Raw genomic sequence first — 21,049 nt, 5'->3', positions numbered from 1 at the left:
TTCAAAAAAAATACATTGTGTATCTATTACGCAATATACAATAATCAAATTTATATAAACCCATAACCGCACCAATTAATTACCAGAGCCGGTTAATTAAATTTATAATTATTGACCAATAACTTATACGAAAAAACAAGATGCAATTGTTGGGCAATGCATATAAAAGCACCTTAATTATTTACGCTGTTTCAATTATTTGAATATCACGGCCATCGCTTACAAACAAAACGGATATAGCCGCTAAAAACATAAATACACCGGCCATAACCAGTGCATAAATTGCATGGTTATTATATAAATACTTAACAATTGGCCCGCCTATAATACCATTTATAATTTGTGGCAGCGTGATAAAAAAGTTAAAAATACCCATATACACCCCAATTTTTGTTGCCGGGATAGAGCTTGCCAATATAGCATAAGGCATAGCTAAAATACTCCCCCAGGCTAAGCCGATACCTATCATAGGTAAAATAAGCAAGTAATCGTTTTGAATAAAAAATATGGAGATAAGGCCCAGCCCGCCCATAGCCAGCGAGAAAGCATGTGTTTTTTTACGGCTGGTTTTACGTACTATTTTGGGCAGCAGCAAAGCGTACACTGCCGAAACTGCATTGTAAATACCAAACAGCACCCCTACCCAGTTACCTGCGTTGTTATAAGCTTCGGAGGTGGTATCGCTTGCTTTAATATGGTAAACATGATCAACAATGGCAGGGGTTGTAAACACCCACATTGAAAACAGTGCGAACCACGAAAAAAACTGAACAACACCCAACTGCCGCATAGTTTTTGGCATGTGTGCCAGGTCGGACAGGATTTCGCTGATACCGCTTTTCTTTTCGCCCTTTTTTTCTTCTTCGTGAAAGCTGGCGTATTCGGCCGGGGGATATTCCTTGGTTTTAAAAACGGTCCATAATATACTGGCTATTAAAACAATACCACCTGCGTAAAATGAGTACAATAAATTATTAGGTACATACCCGGCAGGTGCCGTTTTAGCAATGCCTAACCAATTGGCAAATACGTAAGGCAACCAAGAGCCTACCACTGCACCCACGCCTATCAGGCAGGTTTGCATAGAGAAACCCGCATCGTGCTGCTCATCGGGCAGGTTATCAGCAACCAGGGCCCTGAAAGGCTCCATAGCCACGTTGAATGATGCATCCATAATCATCAGCATGCCCGCTCCTACTACAATCGGCGGTATTATAGCTGCTAACATGGACGAATTTGGCATAAAGAATAAAGCCAGTCCTGATAATATAGCTCCGGTTAAAAAATACGGGCGGCGGCGGCCGAGCCTTGTCCAGGTACGATCGCTATAATGCCCTATTATGGGCTGAACAATCATACCGGTTATAGGTGCAGCAAGCCAAAACCAGGATAAATGTTCCACATCGGCCCCAAAAGTTTGCAGAATGCGACTGGCATTACCCGTTTGCAGGGCAAAGCCAAATTGTATCCCTAAAAAGCCAAAGCTCATGTGAAAAATTTGCCAAAAACTCATTTTGGGTTTTTGAACAATGCTGCGTTTTGCCATAATTTATATTAGGTTCAATAATTTAATGTCTGTTTGAATCAGAATTTACAAGATTTTAGAATTAACAGAATCTCCAAAAGAATTAGCACTGTAAATTCTGATCGAATTTTAAATGCATACTTATTCTGAAAATTCTAAAATCCTGTAAATCCTGATCAAAATTCCAAAAGCATACCGCTTGTAGGCGGGAGCGTTATATTTACGCCTGCTGCAATATCATCAGTATTATATTTTTTGCCGCTAAGCAGATCAGTAAACTCCTTTTTGCCGCTTAAATTGAATTGTTTAAGCAGATCATCGGGTAGTTTAACCTGTATATTGCTGTCGTTACGGTTAAAATTGGTTATCACTAATATACGCTGATTATCAGTATATCGTACAAAAATATAAAGCCGCTGGTTAAAGCCATTCTGATGCTCGTTAGCTATCATCAGCTCATAAAACTTACCAGTTTTTAAGGCCTCGCTGTTATGTACGGTATTTAATAAACCGCTGTAAAAATTCCGCAGGCTCTTTTGATCAGCAGATAATTGCCCGCCATCAAACTGGCCGTTGTTTACCCATTTTTGATGCTCGGGCACGCCCCAGTAATCAAATATGGTGGTTCGGCCATCTTCGCCGCTGAAACCTTCTGTACCTTTTGCCGGCTCGCCAACTTCCTGCCCGGAATAAACCATCACCGGCCCTGTTGAAAGGGTTGCAGACACAATCATTCCCGGCACGGCCAGCCAAGGGTTGCCTGCAAAATCATTGGATGCTATACGCTGCTCATCATGGTTTTCCATAAAGCGCAGCATGTGCTGGTCAATTCCCTGACAATCGTGGTTCCACACGCGGTTAATATCCCAGGTGGTAGCATTGCCCTCGTTACGGGTAAGGCGTTTTATGGCATCGTACAAACCTACCTTATCGTACAGGTAATCAAATTTGCCGGTAAAAATATATTTGCTGTATAAGCCCGAATTATAGGCTTCGCCGATAAAGATTAAGCCCGGGTGTTCGGCCTTTAACTTAGGGATCACCCAGCCCCAAAACTCAATGGGCACCATCTCCACCATGTCGCAGCGAAAGGCATCAACGCCTTTCATGCTCCAGAAATGCAGGATGTCAAACATCTTGTTCCAAAGCGGGGGTATGGGATCAAAATGCAGCGAATGACCATTTTGATAATCAACTCCATAATTAAGCTTCATGGTTTCAAACCAATCATTTATTGATGGTGTGGCACTAAAAACATCATTTCCGGTTGCCTTGGCCGGGTTTTCATCAAACTTACCATCCTTTAGCGGGCTGGTAAATTCATTACCGCCGGGGTTATAACCTTGTGGTACAACAAATGCTTGCCCGGGGGTATAATAAAAATCATTTTTAGGGTCGAATGCTTTGGTCTTGTCATCATCCTGCCCAAAATCATGTACACCTGCGGGTTTCACATCTGATGCATAGGTACGCGCAACATGGTTAGGTATGCAATCCATAATCACTTTAAGGCCATTGGCATGGGTACGCTTTATCAGCGCCTCATACTCGCCCATGCGGTTCTTTACATCAACAGCAAGGTCGGGGTCAGTATCGTAATAATCCTTAATGGCATAGGGCGAACCTGCCCGGCCCTTCACAATATCCGGATCATCCGCTTTTATGCCAAAGGCCGAGTAATCAGTCATGGTAGCATGCTCAATAACCCCGGTAAACCAAACATGGGTAAAACCCATGTTTTTTATTTCCTGTAAAGCCTTATCGGTAATATCGTTAAACTTACCTGCTCCGTTTTCATCAATTGAGCCGTTTGGCTTATTTAATGTTTTGGTGTTGCCAAATAAACGGGGCAATAGCTGGTATATGATCAGTTTGGTATCGGCCGAAGTTTGTTCCATTTTTTTGTTTTTAACCGGATGTTTTACCTGCGAAAATGCGCCGGATGCTACTAACAGCATCCCAAAAACAGCCATTATCCGCTTTTTAAACATGCTTTTTGCTGTTATGCTTCAACCAGTAACTCATCATTGGCTTTTACCAACTGCTCTTTATCGTAAACCAAAACGGTGGTTTCAATACCCGACAGGTTTTTAATTTGCACGCCGCCTTTGCTCACTTTTATATTGAACACCGAACCACGGAAATTAATATGGAACGAGAATGAGCTCCATTTACCTGGTAAAAATGGTTTGAATGATAATTTACCATCCCTTACGCGCATACCGCCGAAGCCTTCAACAACGGCCATCCATGTGCCTGCCATTGAGGTAATGTGGCAGCCATCCTCGGTATCGTTATTATAATCGTCTAAATCCAAACGGGCTGTGCGCAGATAAAACTCATAGGCACGGGCTTCATCGCCTAATTTGGCTGCTAAAATAGAATGCACACAAGGTGATAATGATGATTCATGAACCGTGCGCGGCTCATAAAAATCAAAATTACGGCGAATGGTATCCAAATCGTAATCATCCTCAAAAAAGTAGATGCCCTGTAAAACATCAGCCTGCTTGATGTAGCACGACCGTAAGATCCTGTCCCAGCTCCATTTTTGATTAATAGGGCGATCTTCTGCCGGCAAGTCCTTAACCAGGATCTGTTCTTTATCTAAGTAACCATCCTGCTGTAAAAACACCTGCTGCTGTGCATCATAAGGGTAATACATGTTTTCAATTATGTGGCTGAACTTTGCAGTTTCTTCGGCTTCGTTAAAGCTGATCTTTGAGGCTAATGCTGCATATTTTTCAGGTTCGGCTGCTTTTACCTTTTCAATAACCTCTTTTGTATATTTCATGCACCAGGTAGCCAGTGTACTGGTATACCAGTTATTGTTGATGTTATTTTCGTATTCGTTTGGCCCGGTTACACCTAACATCACATATTGCTGTTTATCGGCAGACCAATTAACCCTTTGCGACCAGAAACGGGATATAGCTATCAGTACCTCCAGGCCATAATCGGCCAGGTAAGCCTCATCGGCAGTATAGCGTACGTAATTAAATATAGCGTAAGCAATAGCGCCGTTACGATGGATCTCTTCGAAAGTGATCTCCCACTCATTATGGCATTCGGTACCATCCATAGTCACCATTGGATATAAGGCAGCACCATTTTTAAAACCAAGCATTTTTGCATTATCAATGGCCTTGCCTAATTGCTTGTAACGGTATAGCAACAGGTTGCGGGTAACTTTCTGATCGGCTGTTGAAAGATAAAATGGCACACAATAAGCCTCGGTATCCCAATAGGTTGAGCCGCCGTATTTTTCGCCGGTAAATCCTTTAGGGCCAATGTTCAGGCGGTCATCCTCACCTGTGTAGGTTTGGTTAAGCTGAAAAATATTAAAGCGGATAGCCTGCTGCGCAGAGGCATCGCCCTCAATAATAATATCGTTTAGTTTCCATTTGGCCGCCCATGCTTCGGCTTGTTCGGCAAGTAAGGCTTCAAAACCTTTTTTGCTGATGCGGGATAAAGTTTCTTTTACTTTAACCGCCAGCTGGGCAGCATCATAATTTTGTGAAGATAGGTTAGCCGCATATTTTATAATGGTTGTGCTTTGCCCCTCTTTTACCTGCACCTCTGTTTGGGCAGCAATGTATTTTTCTTTTTCTACCGGTTTCAGTACGGGACTGATAACTTCGTCATTTTGTACAAAGCTGATCTCCATGCCTGTTGCAACTTCAAAACCGGTTTTTTTGGTTCGCATTTGCAGGTAACCGCCAGTTGCCCAGGTTTCCTTTTTTACTTCGTCCCAAAATTTTTCGTCGTAGTTGGAGTCCTTGTTAACTACATCGCCATCAATAAAGGGTGTAATGGTTAGCAGGCCACTGAAGTTTTGTGGTGTGATGGTATATTTTATAGCGCCCGATTCATCCTCGGCAATGCTGCAAAAGCGGATAGCCTCTACCTCAATAATTTTACCACTGGCAGTTGTAGCGCTGAAGTTTCTTTTCAAATAGCCATCCTTCATATTCAGCTCTCGGCGGAATTTGCTTACGGTGCATTTAGCCAGGTCGAGCTGTTCGCCATCAATTAAAATATCAATACCCACCCAGTTTGCGGCATTCAATACTTTGGCAAAATATTCGGGATAACCATTTTTCCACCAGCCAACGCGGGTTTTATCAGGATAATAAACACCGGCAATATAGTTACCCTGCAAAGTTTCGCCGCTGTAGGCTTCTTCAAAGTTTGCACGCTGACCCATGCGGCCATTGCCCAAACTAAAAATACTTTCGGATATTTTATTGTGATGCGGATTAAAGCCCTCTTCTATTATCTTCCACTCATCAACTTCAATGTAGTCCTTCATTCTCTATTGTAATAATGTATCAGTATCTTATATTTTGCCTCACCCTGCCCTCTCCAAAGGAGAGGGTTTATAGCTACTTTTAGTTTTCCTTCTATATAGAGGATAGGTTTGGCTATAACTTTTCTATTTCTGCTAAAGTAATTTTATCCAGCCCGCTAACCACAATATTAGCTTCAGCCAATACGCTTGGCAAACCTATGCCCACTACCTTCATACCACCGTTTATTGCTGCCTGTACACCCGCAATGGCATCTTCAAATACTACACATTCGGCTGGTGTTACGCCAACGGCTTGCGCCCCTTTTAAAAACACTTCCGGATCTGGTTTTGCTTTGCTCACATGGTTACCATCAACAATGGCATCAAATAAATGTGCCAGGCCAATTTTGTTCAAAATGGTCATAGAGTTTTTACTGGCCGATCCTAAAGCTGTTTTAATACCTTCTGCACGGCAGGTTTCTAAAAATGCTTTGGCGCCGGGCAAAATTTCGGCAGGTGTCATGTGGCTTATCATATCAACATACCATTCGTTTTTGCGGGCTGCTAACTCGGCCTGTTCGGCAGGTGTTTTGGTAACCCCGCCTATCGCTAATATAATTTCGAGCGATCGCACACGGCTCACGCCTTTTAGCTTTTCGTTATCCTCTTCGGTAAAATCAAACCCTAACTCGTTAGCCAAACGTTTCCAGGCTTTATAGTGGTAAACAGCGGTATCAACAATAACACCGTCCAGATCAAAAATACAGGCTTTTATAGTACTCATTTTTTTCGTATCGCAAATTTAATTAATTAGGGCTTAGTTGATTATAAATTGCCCTGTGGCTATCATTTTTAATAATTCCCTAATTAATCATCCAAATATTGTGCTTTAATTATTAAATCCTAAAATTGAATATTTCTTATTGATTATCAACCAACTCCAAAACTAATGTTGATTTATTGCCAACGGTTAATTTCGACAGGTCGATCACTTCGTCTGTAATTACGTTTTTGGCTGTTTTAGCATTTTTTATCCGCTCAAAATAACGACTTGTTGATATGGTTTGATCATTATCGCGGCTGTTATACACTACCATCACTGTTTTATGATCATCATACCTAAAGTACACGTAAACCCCGTTTTCCGGGATGAACTGCATCATTTTACCGGTTTGTAAAGCGGTAGTATTTTTACGGTAGTTAGCCAGTTTGCGCACATAATCAAATGCATCGTTTTCGGCAGGGTTACGGCCTGCGACAACAAACTTGTTGCTTTTATCGCCATCCCATCCACCCGGGAAATCAGCGCGGACCAAACCATCAGGGTTTGAGAAATTCTTCATCAATATCTCATCGCCATAATACATTTGCGGCACACCACGCAGGGTAAGCAGCATAGCCATAGCCGATTTATATTTGCTGATATTTTCGCCCACCACCGATAGGATGCGGCTCATATCATGGTTATCTAAAAATATGGTGTTGCGGGTAGCATCCTGGTATAAAAAATCCTGCGCTAAAACGGCATATAAACGATTTACGCCGTCGGTCCAGCCTTCGTTACCATTCAGTGCTTCGTAAATGGCATCTTTTACCACACCATCGGTTACACCGGGTAACTGGGTATCAAAGCCACGGTTAACGGTATTGCCCTGCGTAAAATAAGCCTGATCTGCTGCCGACCATACCAGCGTTTCGCCAAATATGGAAAAATGCGGAAACTGGGCCTTTACATCGGTAGCCCATTTAGCCATATATTCCGGGTCGTTATATGGATAGGTATCCAAACGAAAACCATCGAGGCCGGTATATTCTACCCACCAGATATGGTTTTGGGTTAAAAAATTCTGAACATAAGGGTTGTTCTCATTCATATCGGCCATGCGGTGGTCAAACCAGCCATCCAGCATTTGCTTGCGGTCGGCCGGTGAAGCATGCGGATCCATCACCGCCATATCGCGGAAGTTTGATTTGGTATAAGTTGGCCACTGGTGCACCCAATCTTTCATCGGCATATCGCTAATGGTATAACCTTCGGTTCCTGCGTGGTTATGTACCAGGTCCTTAATAACCTTAAGGCCCATGCTATGACATTTTTCAACAAACTTTTTATAAAGCTCATTGGTACCGTACCGCGGGTCTATCTTATAATAATCGGTTACGGCATAACCATGGTACGATGCATGCGGCTCATCGTTCTCAATTTCGGGGGTTAGCCAAATGGCTGTAACGCCTAAATCTTTCAGGTAATCCAAATGGTTCATTATCCCTTGCAAATCGCCGCCATGACGGCTGAAAATAGAGTCGCGGTGTACACCTTTCTCACGCAGGTTTGTAAACGAGTCATTAGCCGGGTCACCGTTCGAGAACCTGTCGGGCATTATCAGGTAGATCAGATCCTTATTGGTTACACCCTGCGCGCGGCCTGCTGATTGGTCGCGCTGCTTTAGTTCATAACTATATAATAATGGCTTTTCGCCAGCTTTAGTAAATTTTATCGGGAACGTTCCCGGTACTGTGCCTGATAAAATGCGCAGATCGATGAATAAATAGTTAGGATTTTCAACCTTATGCACCGCAACCAGCTTCACACCGGGGTAGCTCAGCTCCACTTTGCGTGCTGCAATATTGTCGCCATGCACTATCAGTTGCAGGTCGGGATTATGCATACCAACCCACCAAAACATGGGTTCTACGCGCTCCAGGGCAGGTATTTGTGCCCATAAACCCAATGCCCAAACAAGGCAGCAGGCTGTTAAAAATAAAGTTTTTTTCATATCAGGATTGTCCGGAATATAATTGGGCGGCGTAATGCTCTTCTAACAAACCGCGTTTCAAATTTAAAATAAAAATGATTTGTTGTATGAAAATTTGAAATATTAGTTGAACGGATAGAACAAGCTGTCTACTCAAAACTTTTCAGGTACTTTTCAAGCGGTTCCATCCCCACCTGCCTGCGCAGTTTATTGACTGATTTGGGATATTTTAAAGGCAGCGGCGTTGCCTTATGCGTTTTTGGGTCAACGTGTACCTGCGTACCGTAAATTTGCTTTTGATGTTTGTTTACCAACACCCTATCAACCAGTAAAGCGTAGTTCTCTTTATTGGCATTATTTTTTGCTACCTGCACTTTCATCAGCTTAAGCACCCGATCCTGAAAAGCCACATCATCATCACAATGCTGTGCTATGGCCCAAAACTGTTCACTCCCCTTTTCATTAACCAAATCGTACCCCGGGTAGCCATATGCTTTAAGGATTTTTTTGGCCTCTATCTCATTTAAACTATCGGCTGTTGCCCAGTTTTTTTGAACGCTGTCTTCATCATAGGCTGATTTTTCTTTTCTCATCACCTTAGCATACTCTTTGCGCCAAAACTGATCATACTTAAACATGGTATCAAGCCTGCGCATTAATACGGTATCCTTTTTAATTGATTGGGCCGAAAGCGTATAACTAAAGCCTAAAAAAATGAGTGCTATTATCAATTGTGGTTTCATATCGGTATAAAAACTAAAGATATAGTTTTCAGATTAGAAAGGCTGCATGATTTAGTTTGATTATATTATTTATATCAACCGAATATAATTTATACTTAAATCCCTTTTGCTTATCTTGCCTTAAAAATTATACCCCGAAATGAAGTTTGTTAAAGCTTTCTTTTCTTTAGCCATTACTATTGTAATGATCTGGGCTTTAGAAACAAAATTTGGCGACATACCCGCTATTGGTGTATTTCTTAACCCATCTACCGGTTTTTGGCAAAATGCCGAAAGTAAAAACATACTGCCGGCCGAGCATTTAAAGCTTAGCGGCTTAATTGGCAAGGTTACCGTTAAGTATGATGAGAACAGGATTCCGCATATTTTTGCCGAGAACGACCATGATCTTTACTATGCTCAGGGATATATTACCGCCCGCGACCGCCTGTGGCAAATGGATATTCAAACCCGCAGCGCATCGGGCAGGTTAGCCGAGATCATAGGCCCTAAAGCTTTAGATATTGACCGCTACCATCGCCGCATGGGGATGGTTTACGGTGCCGAAAAAGGTTTAAAAGGTATGATGGCAAACCCGGCAACTGCTTTAATGGCCAATGCTTATACCGATGGTGTTAATACCTATATACACCAGCTTGCACCAAAGGATTACCCCCTGGAATTTAAACTGCTGGATTATGCGCCTGAGGACTGGAAACCGATAAACTGTATTTTTCTGCTAAAGCTAATGTCCGAAACTTTAGCGGGCGGATCTGACCAGTTTGCCATGACCAATAATTTAAAGCAGTTTGGTGCTAAAGATGTAAATGACCTTTTTCCTGACTATCCGTTTAACGAGTCGCCAATTATCCCGGTTGGTACCAAATGGGATTTCAAACCGCTGCCCATCCCCAAACCATCTGCCAGTTACCTGGCACAGATGACCGAGAACATACAGACAAAAGAAATTAAACCGGGTATCGGCAGTAATAACTGGGCCATCAGCGGCAGCAAGTCGGCATCCGGCTATCCTATTTTAGCCAATGATCCGCACCTTAATTTAACTTTCCCCTCTATCTGGTACCAAATGCAACTGTCATCGCCAACGGTAAATGTAAACGGGGTATCGCTACCAGGTGCACCGTGTATTATTATAGGCTACAACCAAAAAGTAAGCTGGGGCGTTACCAATGTTGATGCGGATGTACTGAACTGGTACCAGGTTAAATTTAAGGATAACACCAAAAGCGAATACTGGTACAATAACCAATGGAACAAAGTAAAAAAACGCATTGAGGTAATCAACATCCGCGGCCAAAAATCAATCAGCGATACGGTACTTTATACCCACCACGGCCCGGTAGTTTATGAAACCATCGGTAAAAAACCAAAGAGCGGTATAGAGAACATTCCGGTTGGGGATGCTTTACGATGGATAGCGCACGATGAGTCGAACGATATATATTGTTTTTACCTGCTTAACCGAAGTAAAAACTATGCCGATTACCGCAATGCACTTACCCACTTTACCGCGCCTGCGCAAAACTTTATTTTTGCAAGTAATGATAAGGATATAGCCATTACCCCTAACGGTAAGTTCCCGCTCAAATATAAGGAACAGGGTAAATATATATTAGATGGCAGCGATACCGCTAATGATTGGCATGGGTGGATCCCCGCCGGACAAAACCCAACGGTTAAAAATCCGCCGCGTGGTTTTGTAAGTTCGGCTAATCAGTCATCAACTGATCCTACTTACCCCTATTACATTAACTGGCGCTATGAGCAATATTATAGAGGTAAACGCATAAACGACAGGCTAAGCGTAATGCAAAAAGCAACTGTTGATAGCATGCGCATTATGCAAAGCGATAATTACAGCATTTTGGCGCAGGATGTTTTGCCTACCCTGCTTAAATATCTTGATCCTTCAAAAATGGACGAAACGCAGCTGAAGGCATTTAACCTTATTAAAAAATGGGATAAGCACTACGATGCCAACTCCATAGGAGCCAGTATTTTTGATAGCTGGTGGTATAATTTTTATAAATTAGTTTGGGACGATAAGTTTAAGGTTAAAGGTATCTACCTTAAATACCCATCTTACGATCGTACCGAAAAATTACTGCTGACCGAACCTGCCTCTAAATGGTATGACAATACTTATACCCCGGTAAAAGAAACTGCAACGGATATAGTTAACCATGCGTTTTATAATGCTGTAGATGATTTAACACGCAAACATGGACAGCCCGGCCAAAAATGGCAATGGGGACAGGTAAAGGAAACTTATATTAACCACTTAGCTAACCTGCAGGGCTTTGGCACTGGCAACTTTGCTGCCGGTGGCCGTGGTGGCGTAATTAATGCGCTCCGCGAAAATGACGGCCCATCATGGCGAATGGTGGTACAAATGGGGCCAACTGTAAAAGGTTATGGTATTTTCCCTGGCGGGGAATCAGGCAACCCGGGCAGTTTTTATTATCGCGATATGTTCCAGACCTGGAAAGATGGTAAACTGAACGAAATGCTGTTTTTAAACTCGGCAGCAGAAAACTCAAACAGGGTAAAAACAACTTTAACGCTAACTAATTGATCATCAAAATGACTTTATATAAAACCTTATTAACAGCTATCGCTAAGAAATTAAAGGAGGGCGTATGCTTTTCCTGATCATCCTTATCCTATCGTTTGCAAGCGGATATTTTTTACCCTGGTGGGTAGTGGCTATTGCTGCATTTTTATCAGCATTTATTATTGGCAAAACATCCGGACAATCATTTTTGTCGGGCTTTAGCGCCGTATTTATTGGGTGGACAGTGCTTGCACTATTTAAAAGCATCCCGAATGACCACATGCTGGCTAAAAAAGTAGCTACCCTGTTTCAACTACCAAACTGGATATTATTGCTTTTAATTACTGCAATTATCGGCGGAGTTATTGGCGGGATGGCAGCCCTTTCGGGCGTTTTACTTCGCAGGGCTTTTAAAGCTTCGTAGCTTATATTCGGGTTTACCCCAATAAAAAATGTCCCGGTACAACTACCGGGACATTTTTATTTTATTAGCTGAATTTACTTACAATGCCCTTAGGCTTTCTTTTACTTCCTTAACCGCTACTGTATTGCTTTTAGAAGTTTCAAATATATCGTGCGAGCTCATGGCCGGGCCATAATAAGCAGCGTTAGCACTCTTATCAATAGCAAGGTTTGATCCGTTTATAGTAATACCGGCAAATAAACCACGGCTGCGTGAATATGAATAAACTTCGGCCTCTAACTTATAATCGGTATTAGCTGATGCGCTTCTACCAACCGGACCGGCCGCTGCTGCTGCATCACCACCAATGGTAAAGTCGCCGTTTTTAACTTTGGTAAGCACACCTTTGTGGCGGAAAACCAAAACCAGATCAACTGATTGTACACCAATCTGCAAACCGAAGCTACCGCCAGTCATGGTAACAAAAACAGGATCACTCCATTTGCCGTTTTCCAGCTTTACCATTGCAATACCTTTACCGCGTTTACCACCAATACCAAAACCAGCGTTTATAAGCTTAGGAATAATTACTATTCCCTGGCAGCCTTCTAACAGATCATGCGGGATACTTTCTTTCATCTTGCCGAAATCCTTCAGCACGTTTGATGCGCTGTGTAGTTTTTCTGTTTGTTTGCTCCCGTCCTCCGTAGTGGCAGATACCAGGATAAAAAAGAGGCTCATCATTACAGGGAGCATCATAAATTTTAGTGTTTTCATAGGATTGTTGTGTTAATTAAAAAATATAAATGTCAATTTAACAACCCTAAAAACAATACCTTGTTTGTATTTTTTTAGTAATATTTAATAAAAAGAACCTTAGGTTTACCTTATATCGCTATCTAAATTCTGTTAATTATTTAATTCTGTAGCTTCTGCTCCTATCTTTGTAATTAATGAACAAGCACCAGGTATTCACCATAAATAATGAGCAGCAATTTCATGATGTTGCCTTAAAGGTGTTTAAGCACCAGGCAAAAAGCTGCCCTGTTTACCATGATTTTATTGCCGGCCTGCATATCGACCCGGCAAATATCAAAACCATACAGCAAATTCCATTTTTACCTATAGAGTTCTTTAAATCGCACCGGGTATTAAGTTCCAGTGCCCCTGCCGAGGTTACTTTTACCAGCTCGGGCACTACCGGGATAACTACCAGCAGCCATTTTGTTACCGATAAAAGCTGGTATACCGAAAGCTTTCGGAAAGCGTTTGAGCTATTTTACGGCGATATAAAAAACTACACGGTGCTTGCACTGCTCCCCTCTTACCTGGAGCGCGAAGGTTCATCACTGATTTACATGGCCGACGACCTGATCAAACAATCAAATAACCCTGATAGCGGCTTTTTTTTGTACGACCATGATAAGCTTTATACCCAATTAAAAAAGCAGCAGGAAGGCCAAAAACCTACGTTGTTAATAGGCGTAACTTTTGCATTGCTGGATTTAACTGATAACTACCAGATAAATTTCCCGGAACTGATTGTGATGGAAACCGGGGGAATGAAGGGACGGAGAAAAGAAATGATCCGCGAGGAGTTACATGAACAGCTTTGTAAAGGTTTTGGGGTTGATGCTATACATTCGGAATATGGGATGACGGAGCTGTTATCACAGGCTTATTCAAACGGCAATGGGATATTTTATTGCCCGCCCTGGATGAAGATCATAACCCGCGATACTAACGACCCGATGAGTATGATTAAAGATGAAAAAGCAGGCGGAATAAACGTGATAGATCTGGCAAATATAAACTCGTGCTCATTTATTGCTACACAGGATTTGGGCAAGGTTTATGCGGACAGGTCATTCGAGGTGTTAGGCCGCTTTGATAATTCGGATATAAGAGGCTGTAATTTGCTGATCGCTTAAAACTTAACTTGCTACTAACATAATATTATTATTTTTGCACTGTTATACAACGCAATATCATGATCGAGAAATTTTTGAACGAAGAACAGGACCCAAAGGCTGTTGAAAAAATATACCTGCGTTTGGCAGATCTGCTTACTACTGGCGAAGAAATATTATACATAGCGGTTCAAAAAAAACCGATAGTGAACCTGTTTCCTGATTGTGTTGCGCTTACCAACAAAAGGATCTTGTTTTTTACGCCTGCCAACCTTGGCTTAACCATAAAGTTTATTGATTTTGTTTGGAAAGATATTATTGATGTTTACACCAAAGAAGAAATTATTGGGGCCATATTCAGCGTAAAAACAACTAATGGTGCCGAGATGGGCGTTGATTATCTACCAAAGATACAGGCTCGCAAACTATACCAGTATGCACAGGAACGTAAAGAATCTGAACGTGAAGCACGCCGCTTACGCGATTTAGAAGAAAAACGTGCAGAATCAGGCGCTATACAGTTTGAGAATGCAGCCCGCATGTCGTCACAGCAACCGGTAACCCCTGTTGTAGCTACGCCTGAGTCAGAACCTGTTCATATTCCGGAACCAGCTCCTGCACCAGCCCCTATAGTTCACGAAGCACCAAAGCCTGATGAACTTACCGAAAAACTAAAAAAATTACGAATGCTGTTTGATAACGGCCTGATCTCGCAGGAAGAATATAATAACAAGAAACTGGATCTGTTAAGTGATTTATAAAGAATCGTTGGTTGTTAAGTTGTTTGATGCGCTCATTAAATGACTTAATGACCAATTAAAAAAAGACTAAACTACACCAGCCGCTCATCAAAATTAAAGGGCTGCGTCTTTAACACTTTTACTTTTTTTGTTGCTTTGTGCTGCACGTTAAGCAGGTAATTATATTCCATCGGCACAATAGTGGAGGGAACTTTCATCAATAAATGATCCTTCTGTTTTAAAAAAGCATCGCCAATGTATTTTAATGCTACGGGTGGCGATATATCCTGCCAGTTGGGCGGCAGATGTTCAAGGGCTATAGTGGTGATACTGTCGCCAGGCACTTCAATTTCAACCAGGCAATAATCATTGGGGATCAATAAGGGTGGTAAATGTACCAATACCTCTAAAACTGCCAAAGCACATGAGGAAGCCAGGTATAAGGCTGGTTTACCTTCACTGTTCCAGCGGCCACCATAAAGGCGCGCACCTGTACCACTCAGGTCATTGGCATAGCTGCACTTAACAATACGGTAAAGTATCATCAGGCAAAAATACCATGCTCAATACGGCCAAGCTCTTTAAAAACCATATCAAAACCTGCTGAAGTATCCAGGATAGAAACCGGGGCTTCCCCCTTAAAAATATGGCTTGATGTTTTTATCCAGAGCTTAAACTTATCCATTGAACCAAATACTTCTTCGCCACGGGTATAAAGGCGGGCGAGCTCAACAGCTTTTTCGGCGTATTCAGTTTTTATAATTGCATCATCATCATAACGCTGTAAAGTACGTTCAGAGATGTGCAGGATGTTGGCTAACTCCTGGATGTTTAAAGATATTTTTTTTGCAAGAGTAAGTAAAACCCGCTTTGGGAAACCCTTGCGGGCAAGGTTGATAATATCAAAATCATTAGAGAGTTTTACTGATTTTGACCCGCCCAATAAGTTATAAAATGGGGTTAATGAACCACCTGTAACGTAAGCTACCATTGGTTCATTAACCTCACTTGCTTTAATATGTTTTTCCTCGTACGACATTAAGTCAAAAATAATTACTTTTTGTCGTATTCGGAAATTATTCAGCAATAATTAAAAAATAATTTTTTTAATCTTGTAACTCTAAAATACTTTTCAGCCTGTTCATTTCAAGCGACACATTATCACAAAGAACAACTAATGCTGAATTTTTCTTTCCTTTTTGTACAAAAAAATATTTATTATTATTTTTTTCAAATGGCTTAAAATCCGAAAATCTTTGATCTATTAATACCTTAGACTTATTAATATAAACCCCTCCATTTAAAATAAGTTTTTTTGCTTCTGTTTTTGACTCGAATAAACCTTTTGAGTTTCCATCTTCATCAAACCTTCTTATTTCTGCAAGAAAATTTAAAATATTATCTTCCACAATGACATTGATGAAAGAGTGCGATGCGATAAAAAATGTCGTCGTACTTTGAAAAATTAACAAAAATTCTTTCTCTGAGTAATTAAATAAATCTTCCCATTGAAATTTATTACTAAAGGTAAAATCAACTGTAATTTCAATTAATTTTAACGCCGCCTCGCCATGCACCCTGATAGTAATATCTTTAGCCAATGCTTTTTGTAAAACCCTTAAATGCGGGGCAGCATTTTGCTCGGCCTCCAGGCTTTCAATTACTTCTTTTTCAAATAACGTAAATATGCGGATGTATGCCCTGGCATCCTCATCGCTGGTATTTAACCAAAACTGGTAAAATTTATAAGGCGATGTTTTTTCGGCATCAAGCCAAATGTTACCGCCTTCGGTTTTACCAAACTTGGTACCATCACTTTTTTTAATGAGTTGGGTAGTTAAGGCAAAAGCCTCACCGGCACCTTTACGGCGAACCAACTCTGTACCAGTAACAATGTTTCCCCATTGGTCTGACCCTCCCATCTGTAAAATACAGTTATGATTTTTCCACAAATAGTAAAAATCATAGCCTTGTACTAACTGGTAAGTAAATTCAGTAAACGACATCCCAGTTTCGCCATCCAGTCGTTTTTTAACCGAATCTTTAGCCATCATGTAATTAACGGTGATGTGCTTGCCTACCTCCCGGATAAAATCAAGAAAAGTAAAATCCTTAAACCAATCGTAATTATTTACCATTTGGGCACTGTTGGCGCCACAATCAAAGTCCATAAATTTTTCGAGCTGACTTTTTATGCCTTGAAGATTATGTTGTAACACCTCCTCCGACAATAAATTACGTTCGGCCGATTTACCAGACGGGTCACCAACCATACCTGTTGCCCCGCCAACCAGCGCAAATGGCTTATGCCCTGCCCTTTGAAAGTGTATCATGGTCATTATCTGAGCCAGGCTGCCTACATGCAACGAATCGGCAGTAGGATCAAAACCTATATAACCAGAAACCATCCCTTTATTTAAAAGGTCTTCAGTACCGGGCATAATATCATGCAGCATGCCGCGCCAGCGTAATTCTTCAACAAAGTTCATCGTATATTGCGTTTCAAAAACGGCAAATATAGCAGAATAATTTACTGCGCAAGCCGCTGAATGCTGATGTGATGCCCCTACTAAGCTTAATTATGTTTTAAAATATCAGCGTTGTAACATAATTATTTGTATTTTGGGGTGACGAGGATATTGTAAAGGCGCTACTATGAATTTTTTATCTCATTTTTATTTCGACCGGGACTCTGATAATTGTTACCTTATATTAGGTACCATATTACCCGATCTTTTAAAAAATGCTGATAAAACCATTATCCTGCATCCCGAAAAACTGCAACACCATAACCCCGATGTAAATGCCATTATCACCGGTTGGAACAAACACCTGGAAGTTGACCGCTATTTTCATTCGTCAGGATTTTTTATTGAGCACTCGCACCTGCTGAAAAAACAATTATTGCCCGCAATGGTAGGCTCGCCTGTCAAGCCCTTCTTTCTGGGGCATATTGCTATCGAGCTGATATTGGATAACCTGCTGCTCACCACACAAAAAGTTACGGCTGATGGTTTCTACGATCATTTGGATGGCTGCCAAAAGGATACCGTGAACGAATTTTTGACCTTTGCAGGTTTAAAAGACACCACCATTTTCTTTAAGTTTTACGAAGATTTTAAAAAAAGCAGGTACCTGTACAGCTATTCAAACACCAAAGAAATTGCGTACGCCTTAAAAAGGATCTGTATGCGGGTATGGAAAGATCCCTTCACTGCCGAAAATGAGGCCATGATAACCGAAATTGTATTTGCCTACAGGCTAAGTATTTTGGATGACTTTATGGTGATATTTAATGAGATAGGTGCAAAACTAACAGCAGCCTGAGCATTAATCAATGCATACAATAGTCATAAAATGCAGCCATTGCCTGTGATTATTACCTAAACATTTGCTTTTCTGTTCAAAATCAAGCAAATAAGCTATTTTAACATTAAAATATTTTTTTCAGAATAAAATTATATCCCTACCTTTGCAGTCCCAATTAACAAATTGGGAAAAGGAGAAAATTTATTTAATGGCAAAAAAACAGGAAGCAGAAAAAGAACTTAAAGCTAAAGAAGCTGAACTCGATGTAGTTACAGCAACTGAAGAAAAAGAAACTATTGAATCAGAAGCTGATTCTATCTCTATCGAGGAGATCAAATCTAAGATCACAGCAGCACACGAAGATTTCGATTGGGATGCTGATGAGAAAAAATTTGGCAATTACAGCGATAGCGACCGTGAGAAATTAGAGAAAATGTATGATGGGACTTTCAGTTCAATCACCAAAGGCGAAATTATCACTGGTACAGTTGTAAATGTTAACAACAAAGATGTGGTATTAAACATCGGATTTAAATCTGACGGTTTGGTATCAGTATCTGAATTCCGTGATACACCTGATTTGAAGATCGGTGATACAGTTGAAGTATTTGTTGAGTCACAAGAAGATGCTAACGGTCAGTTAGTACTTTCACGTAAACGCGCAAAAACTCAAAAATCATGGGAGCGTATTAATTCTGCATTAGACAATGATGAAATCATCACTGGTTTTGTTAAGAGCAGAACTAAGGGTGGTTTGATTGTAGATATAATGGGCGTTGAAGCCTTTTTACCAGGTTCACAGATCGACATTAAACCTATCAGGGATTATGACGTTTATGTGGGCAAAACAATGGAGTTCAAAGTTGTTAAGATCAACCACGAGTTTAAGAACGTAGTGGTATCGCACAAAGTGCTGATTGAAGACGATTTAGAAAACCAAAAAACCGAGATTGTTGCCCGCCTTGAAAAAGGACAGGTACTTGAAGGTACCGTTAAAAACATTACTGACTTTGGTGTATTTATTGACCTTGGTGGTGTTGACGGTTTATTACACATTACTGATATTTCATGGGGCCGTATTGAGCATCCACGTGAAGTTTTATCATTGGATCAAAAGATCAACGTTGTTGTGCTTGATTTTGATGATGAGAAAAAACGTATCGCTTTAGGCTTAAAACAATTAACTCCACACCCTTGGCAAAGCCTTTCTGAAGATATTCAGGTTGGTTCAAAGGTTAAAGGTAAAATTGTTACCGTGGCTGATTACGGAGCATTCCTTGAAATCATCCCTGGTGTTGAAGGTTTGATCCACGTATCAGAAATGTCATGGTCACAAAACTTACGTAACCCTCAGGAATTCCTGAAAGTTAGCGACGAAGTTGAAGCACAAGTGTTAACACTTGACCGCGACGAACGCAAAATGTCATTAGGTATTAAGCAATTAACTCCTGATCCATGGCAAAATGCTGCTGAGCGCTACGCAGTTGGTACTCAGCACATTGCTACAGTTAAAAACATGACCAACTTTGGTGTGTTTGTTGAACTTGAAGACGGTATTGACGGATTGATCCACATCTCTGACCTTTCATGGTCTAAGAAAGTTAATCACCCTAATGAATTCACTAAAGTTGGTGAAAAATTAGACGTGATTGTACTTGAGCTTGATGTTGAGAACCGTAAATTAAGTTTAGGCCACAAACAGCTTGAAGAAAACCCTTGGGATACTTTTGAAACCATCTTCACTATTGATTCAATACATGAAGGTACTGTGTTAAAAGTAACTGAAAAAGGTGCAATTGTTGCTTTACCTTACGGTGTTGAAGGCTTTGCGCCAACCAAACACCTGGTTAAAGAAGACGGCAAGAGCGTAAAAGCTGATGAAGTAGCTGAATTTAAGATCATTGAATTTAACAAAGAAAACAAACGTATTGTTATCTCTCACTCACGCATTTGGGAAGAAGCCCGTGCAGAGCAAAGAGTACAGGAATTTGAGTCTCGTAAAAAAGAAGCAAAATCTGCCAGCAATGCAGTGAAGAAAGTTAAAGAATCTGTTGAAAAATCAACTTTAGGTGACCTGAGCGTTTTAGCTCAACTTAAGGAGCAAATGGAAGGCGCTGAAAGCAAAGCCCGTAAAGCTACTAAGAAACCAGAATCTGAAGAAGAAGCACAATAAGCTTTAAATAAAATTATCCTTTAAGCCCTGTGTTGCAAAACACAGGGCTTTTTTATGCCCGATGCTTTCCTATCTTCGGGATTGTATATTTGAACCAACTAACAGCTCCATTTACTATGAGCGGAGAAACCGATATTAAGGCCCTTTTAAAAACCATGAGCCCAAAGCTTAACGCGGGAGGGTATGTTTTTTGTACGATAGGTACCATCAGTGCTATTGATGCCTCATCGATTATCGGATCATTCAGGGAAGAGGAAGGGTGGACGGTAATTTTGAGTAAAGAATTAGCCGACAAGCTCACCTACCCTTACACCTATGTTGCCGCCTGGATCACGCTTACTGTACATTCGTCCCTTGAAGCAGTGGGGCTTACGGCTGCATTTGCCGCCGCGCTTGCAAAACAAGCTATCAGCTGCAATGTAATAGCAGGTTACTATCACGATCATATTTTTGTTGATCAAAAAGATGCGGACATGGCTATCGATGTACTTAAGCAGTTATCCGCAGATAACCTTTAAATTATTGTGGACTCTGATATTTATTAAATAGGTTTGTTATATATGTTTGAAATGAAAGATCGAATTATAAAGATTTTCACACCCAGGCGTTGCGTTAACCTTATCATTATATCTGTTTTTGCAACTT

Annotated in this window: 17 protein-coding genes; 7 read left to right on the top strand and 10 right to left on the bottom strand. The window is 41.0% G+C overall.

What is annotated here, in order from left to right; genetic code table 11:
* Positions 1-181: 181 nt before the first annotated feature.
* The 6 genes from ACQY4U_RS16450 to ACQY4U_RS16425 all read right to left on the bottom strand — a co-directional run bounded on the left by ACQY4U_RS16450 (position 182) and on the right by ACQY4U_RS16425 (position 9,315).
* On the bottom strand, positions 182-1,546 hold the full coding sequence (locus tag ACQY4U_RS16450; RefSeq protein WP_428330538.1) for an MFS transporter: 1,365 nt from the start codon (positions 1,544-1,546) through the stop codon (positions 182-184).
* Between the two features lie 155 nt (positions 1,547-1,701).
* A complete protein-coding gene (locus tag ACQY4U_RS16445) occupies positions 1,702-3,516 on the bottom strand; it encodes an alpha-amylase family glycosyl hydrolase (RefSeq protein ID WP_428330537.1) in 1,815 nt (604 codons plus the stop codon).
* Positions 3,517-3,527: 11 nt separating this feature from the next.
* On the bottom strand, positions 3,528-5,837 hold the full coding sequence (locus ACQY4U_RS16440; protein ID WP_428330536.1) for a glycoside hydrolase family 65 protein: 2,310 nt from the start codon (positions 5,835-5,837) through the stop codon (positions 3,528-3,530).
* Positions 5,838-5,949: 112 nt separating this feature from the next.
* Positions 5,950-6,600 (bottom strand): beta-phosphoglucomutase, encoded by a 651-nt coding sequence (pgmB, locus tag ACQY4U_RS16435; RefSeq protein WP_428330535.1) that lies wholly within the window; start codon positions 6,598-6,600, stop codon positions 5,950-5,952.
* A gap of 136 nt (positions 6,601-6,736) precedes the next feature.
* Positions 6,737-8,593 (bottom strand): glycoside hydrolase family 13 protein, encoded by a 1,857-nt coding sequence (locus tag ACQY4U_RS16430; protein WP_428330534.1) that lies wholly within the window; start codon positions 8,591-8,593, stop codon positions 6,737-6,739.
* Between the two features lie 128 nt (positions 8,594-8,721).
* Positions 8,722-9,315: a DUF6624 domain-containing protein gene (locus ACQY4U_RS16425; protein ID WP_428330533.1), complete on the bottom strand. Its 594-nt coding sequence runs from the start codon at positions 9,313-9,315 to the stop codon at positions 8,722-8,724.
* A 139-nt stretch (positions 9,316-9,454) separates the two neighbouring features.
* Here ACQY4U_RS16425 and ACQY4U_RS16420 point away from each other — a divergent pair, with 139 nt between their 5' ends.
* Positions 9,455-11,890 (top strand): penicillin acylase family protein, encoded by a 2,436-nt coding sequence (locus tag ACQY4U_RS16420; RefSeq protein ID WP_428330532.1) that lies wholly within the window; start codon positions 9,455-9,457, stop codon positions 11,888-11,890.
* 64 nt (positions 11,891-11,954) lie between these two features.
* Complete coding sequence (locus tag ACQY4U_RS16415; protein WP_428330531.1) at positions 11,955-12,293, top strand: hypothetical protein; 339 nt, start codon at positions 11,955-11,957, stop codon at positions 12,291-12,293.
* A 78-nt stretch (positions 12,294-12,371) separates the two neighbouring features.
* Here ACQY4U_RS16415 and ACQY4U_RS16410 read toward each other — a convergent pair whose 3' ends face one another.
* The gene (locus ACQY4U_RS16410) at positions 12,372-13,049 is read right to left on the bottom strand and encodes a lipid-binding SYLF domain-containing protein (protein WP_428330530.1); all 678 of its coding nucleotides are present in this window, start codon (positions 13,047-13,049) and stop codon (positions 12,372-12,374) included.
* A gap of 176 nt (positions 13,050-13,225) precedes the next feature.
* Between ACQY4U_RS16410 and ACQY4U_RS16405 the strand changes: the two genes are divergently transcribed.
* Both ACQY4U_RS16405 and ACQY4U_RS16400 read left to right on the top strand, forming a co-directional pair.
* Positions 13,226-14,203: an acyl transferase gene (locus ACQY4U_RS16405; protein WP_428330529.1), complete on the top strand. Its 978-nt coding sequence runs from the start codon at positions 13,226-13,228 to the stop codon at positions 14,201-14,203.
* A gap of 59 nt (positions 14,204-14,262) precedes the next feature.
* On the top strand, positions 14,263-14,943 hold the full coding sequence (locus ACQY4U_RS16400; protein ID WP_428330528.1) for a PH domain-containing protein: 681 nt from the start codon (positions 14,263-14,265) through the stop codon (positions 14,941-14,943).
* A 71-nt stretch (positions 14,944-15,014) separates the two neighbouring features.
* Here the strand turns inward: ACQY4U_RS16400 and ACQY4U_RS16395 are convergent, their stop codons facing one another.
* The 3 genes from ACQY4U_RS16395 to tyrS all read right to left on the bottom strand — a co-directional run bounded on the left by ACQY4U_RS16395 (position 15,015) and on the right by tyrS (position 17,411).
* Complete coding sequence (locus ACQY4U_RS16395) at positions 15,015-15,467, bottom strand: RES family NAD+ phosphorylase (RefSeq protein WP_428330527.1); 453 nt, start codon at positions 15,465-15,467, stop codon at positions 15,015-15,017.
* Positions 15,467-15,961: a type II RES/Xre toxin-antitoxin system antitoxin gene (parS, locus tag ACQY4U_RS16390; RefSeq protein WP_428330526.1), complete on the bottom strand. Its 495-nt coding sequence runs from the start codon at positions 15,959-15,961 to the stop codon at positions 15,467-15,469. The genes ACQY4U_RS16395 and parS overlap by 1 nt, the downstream gene beginning before the upstream one ends.
* Before the next feature lie 67 nt (positions 15,962-16,028).
* Positions 16,029-17,411, bottom strand: coding sequence for a tyrosine--tRNA ligase (gene tyrS, locus ACQY4U_RS16385; protein ID WP_428330525.1), 1,383 nt, complete (start codon positions 17,409-17,411; stop codon positions 16,029-16,031).
* A 166-nt stretch (positions 17,412-17,577) separates the two neighbouring features.
* On the opposite strand from tyrS, the gene ACQY4U_RS16380 reads away from it, so the two are divergent.
* From ACQY4U_RS16380 to ACQY4U_RS16370, 3 genes are all read left to right on the top strand, one after another.
* Complete coding sequence (locus ACQY4U_RS16380) at positions 17,578-18,249, top strand: ACP phosphodiesterase (protein WP_428330524.1); 672 nt, start codon at positions 17,578-17,580, stop codon at positions 18,247-18,249.
* A 190-nt stretch (positions 18,250-18,439) separates the two neighbouring features.
* A complete protein-coding gene (gene rpsA, locus ACQY4U_RS16375) occupies positions 18,440-20,404 on the top strand; it encodes a 30S ribosomal protein S1 (RefSeq protein ID WP_428330523.1) in 1,965 nt (654 codons plus the stop codon).
* A 116-nt stretch (positions 20,405-20,520) separates the two neighbouring features.
* On the top strand, positions 20,521-20,922 hold the full coding sequence (locus tag ACQY4U_RS16370) for an ACT domain-containing protein (RefSeq protein ID WP_428330522.1): 402 nt from the start codon (positions 20,521-20,523) through the stop codon (positions 20,920-20,922).
* The last annotated feature ends 127 nt before the right edge of the window (positions 20,923-21,049 follow it).

Source organism: Mucilaginibacter sp. (assembly GCF_965277465.1).
Taxonomy (GTDB): domain Bacteria; phylum Bacteroidota; class Bacteroidia; order Sphingobacteriales; family Sphingobacteriaceae; genus Mucilaginibacter.
This window is presented reverse-complemented; position numbering and strand designations above follow the sequence as displayed.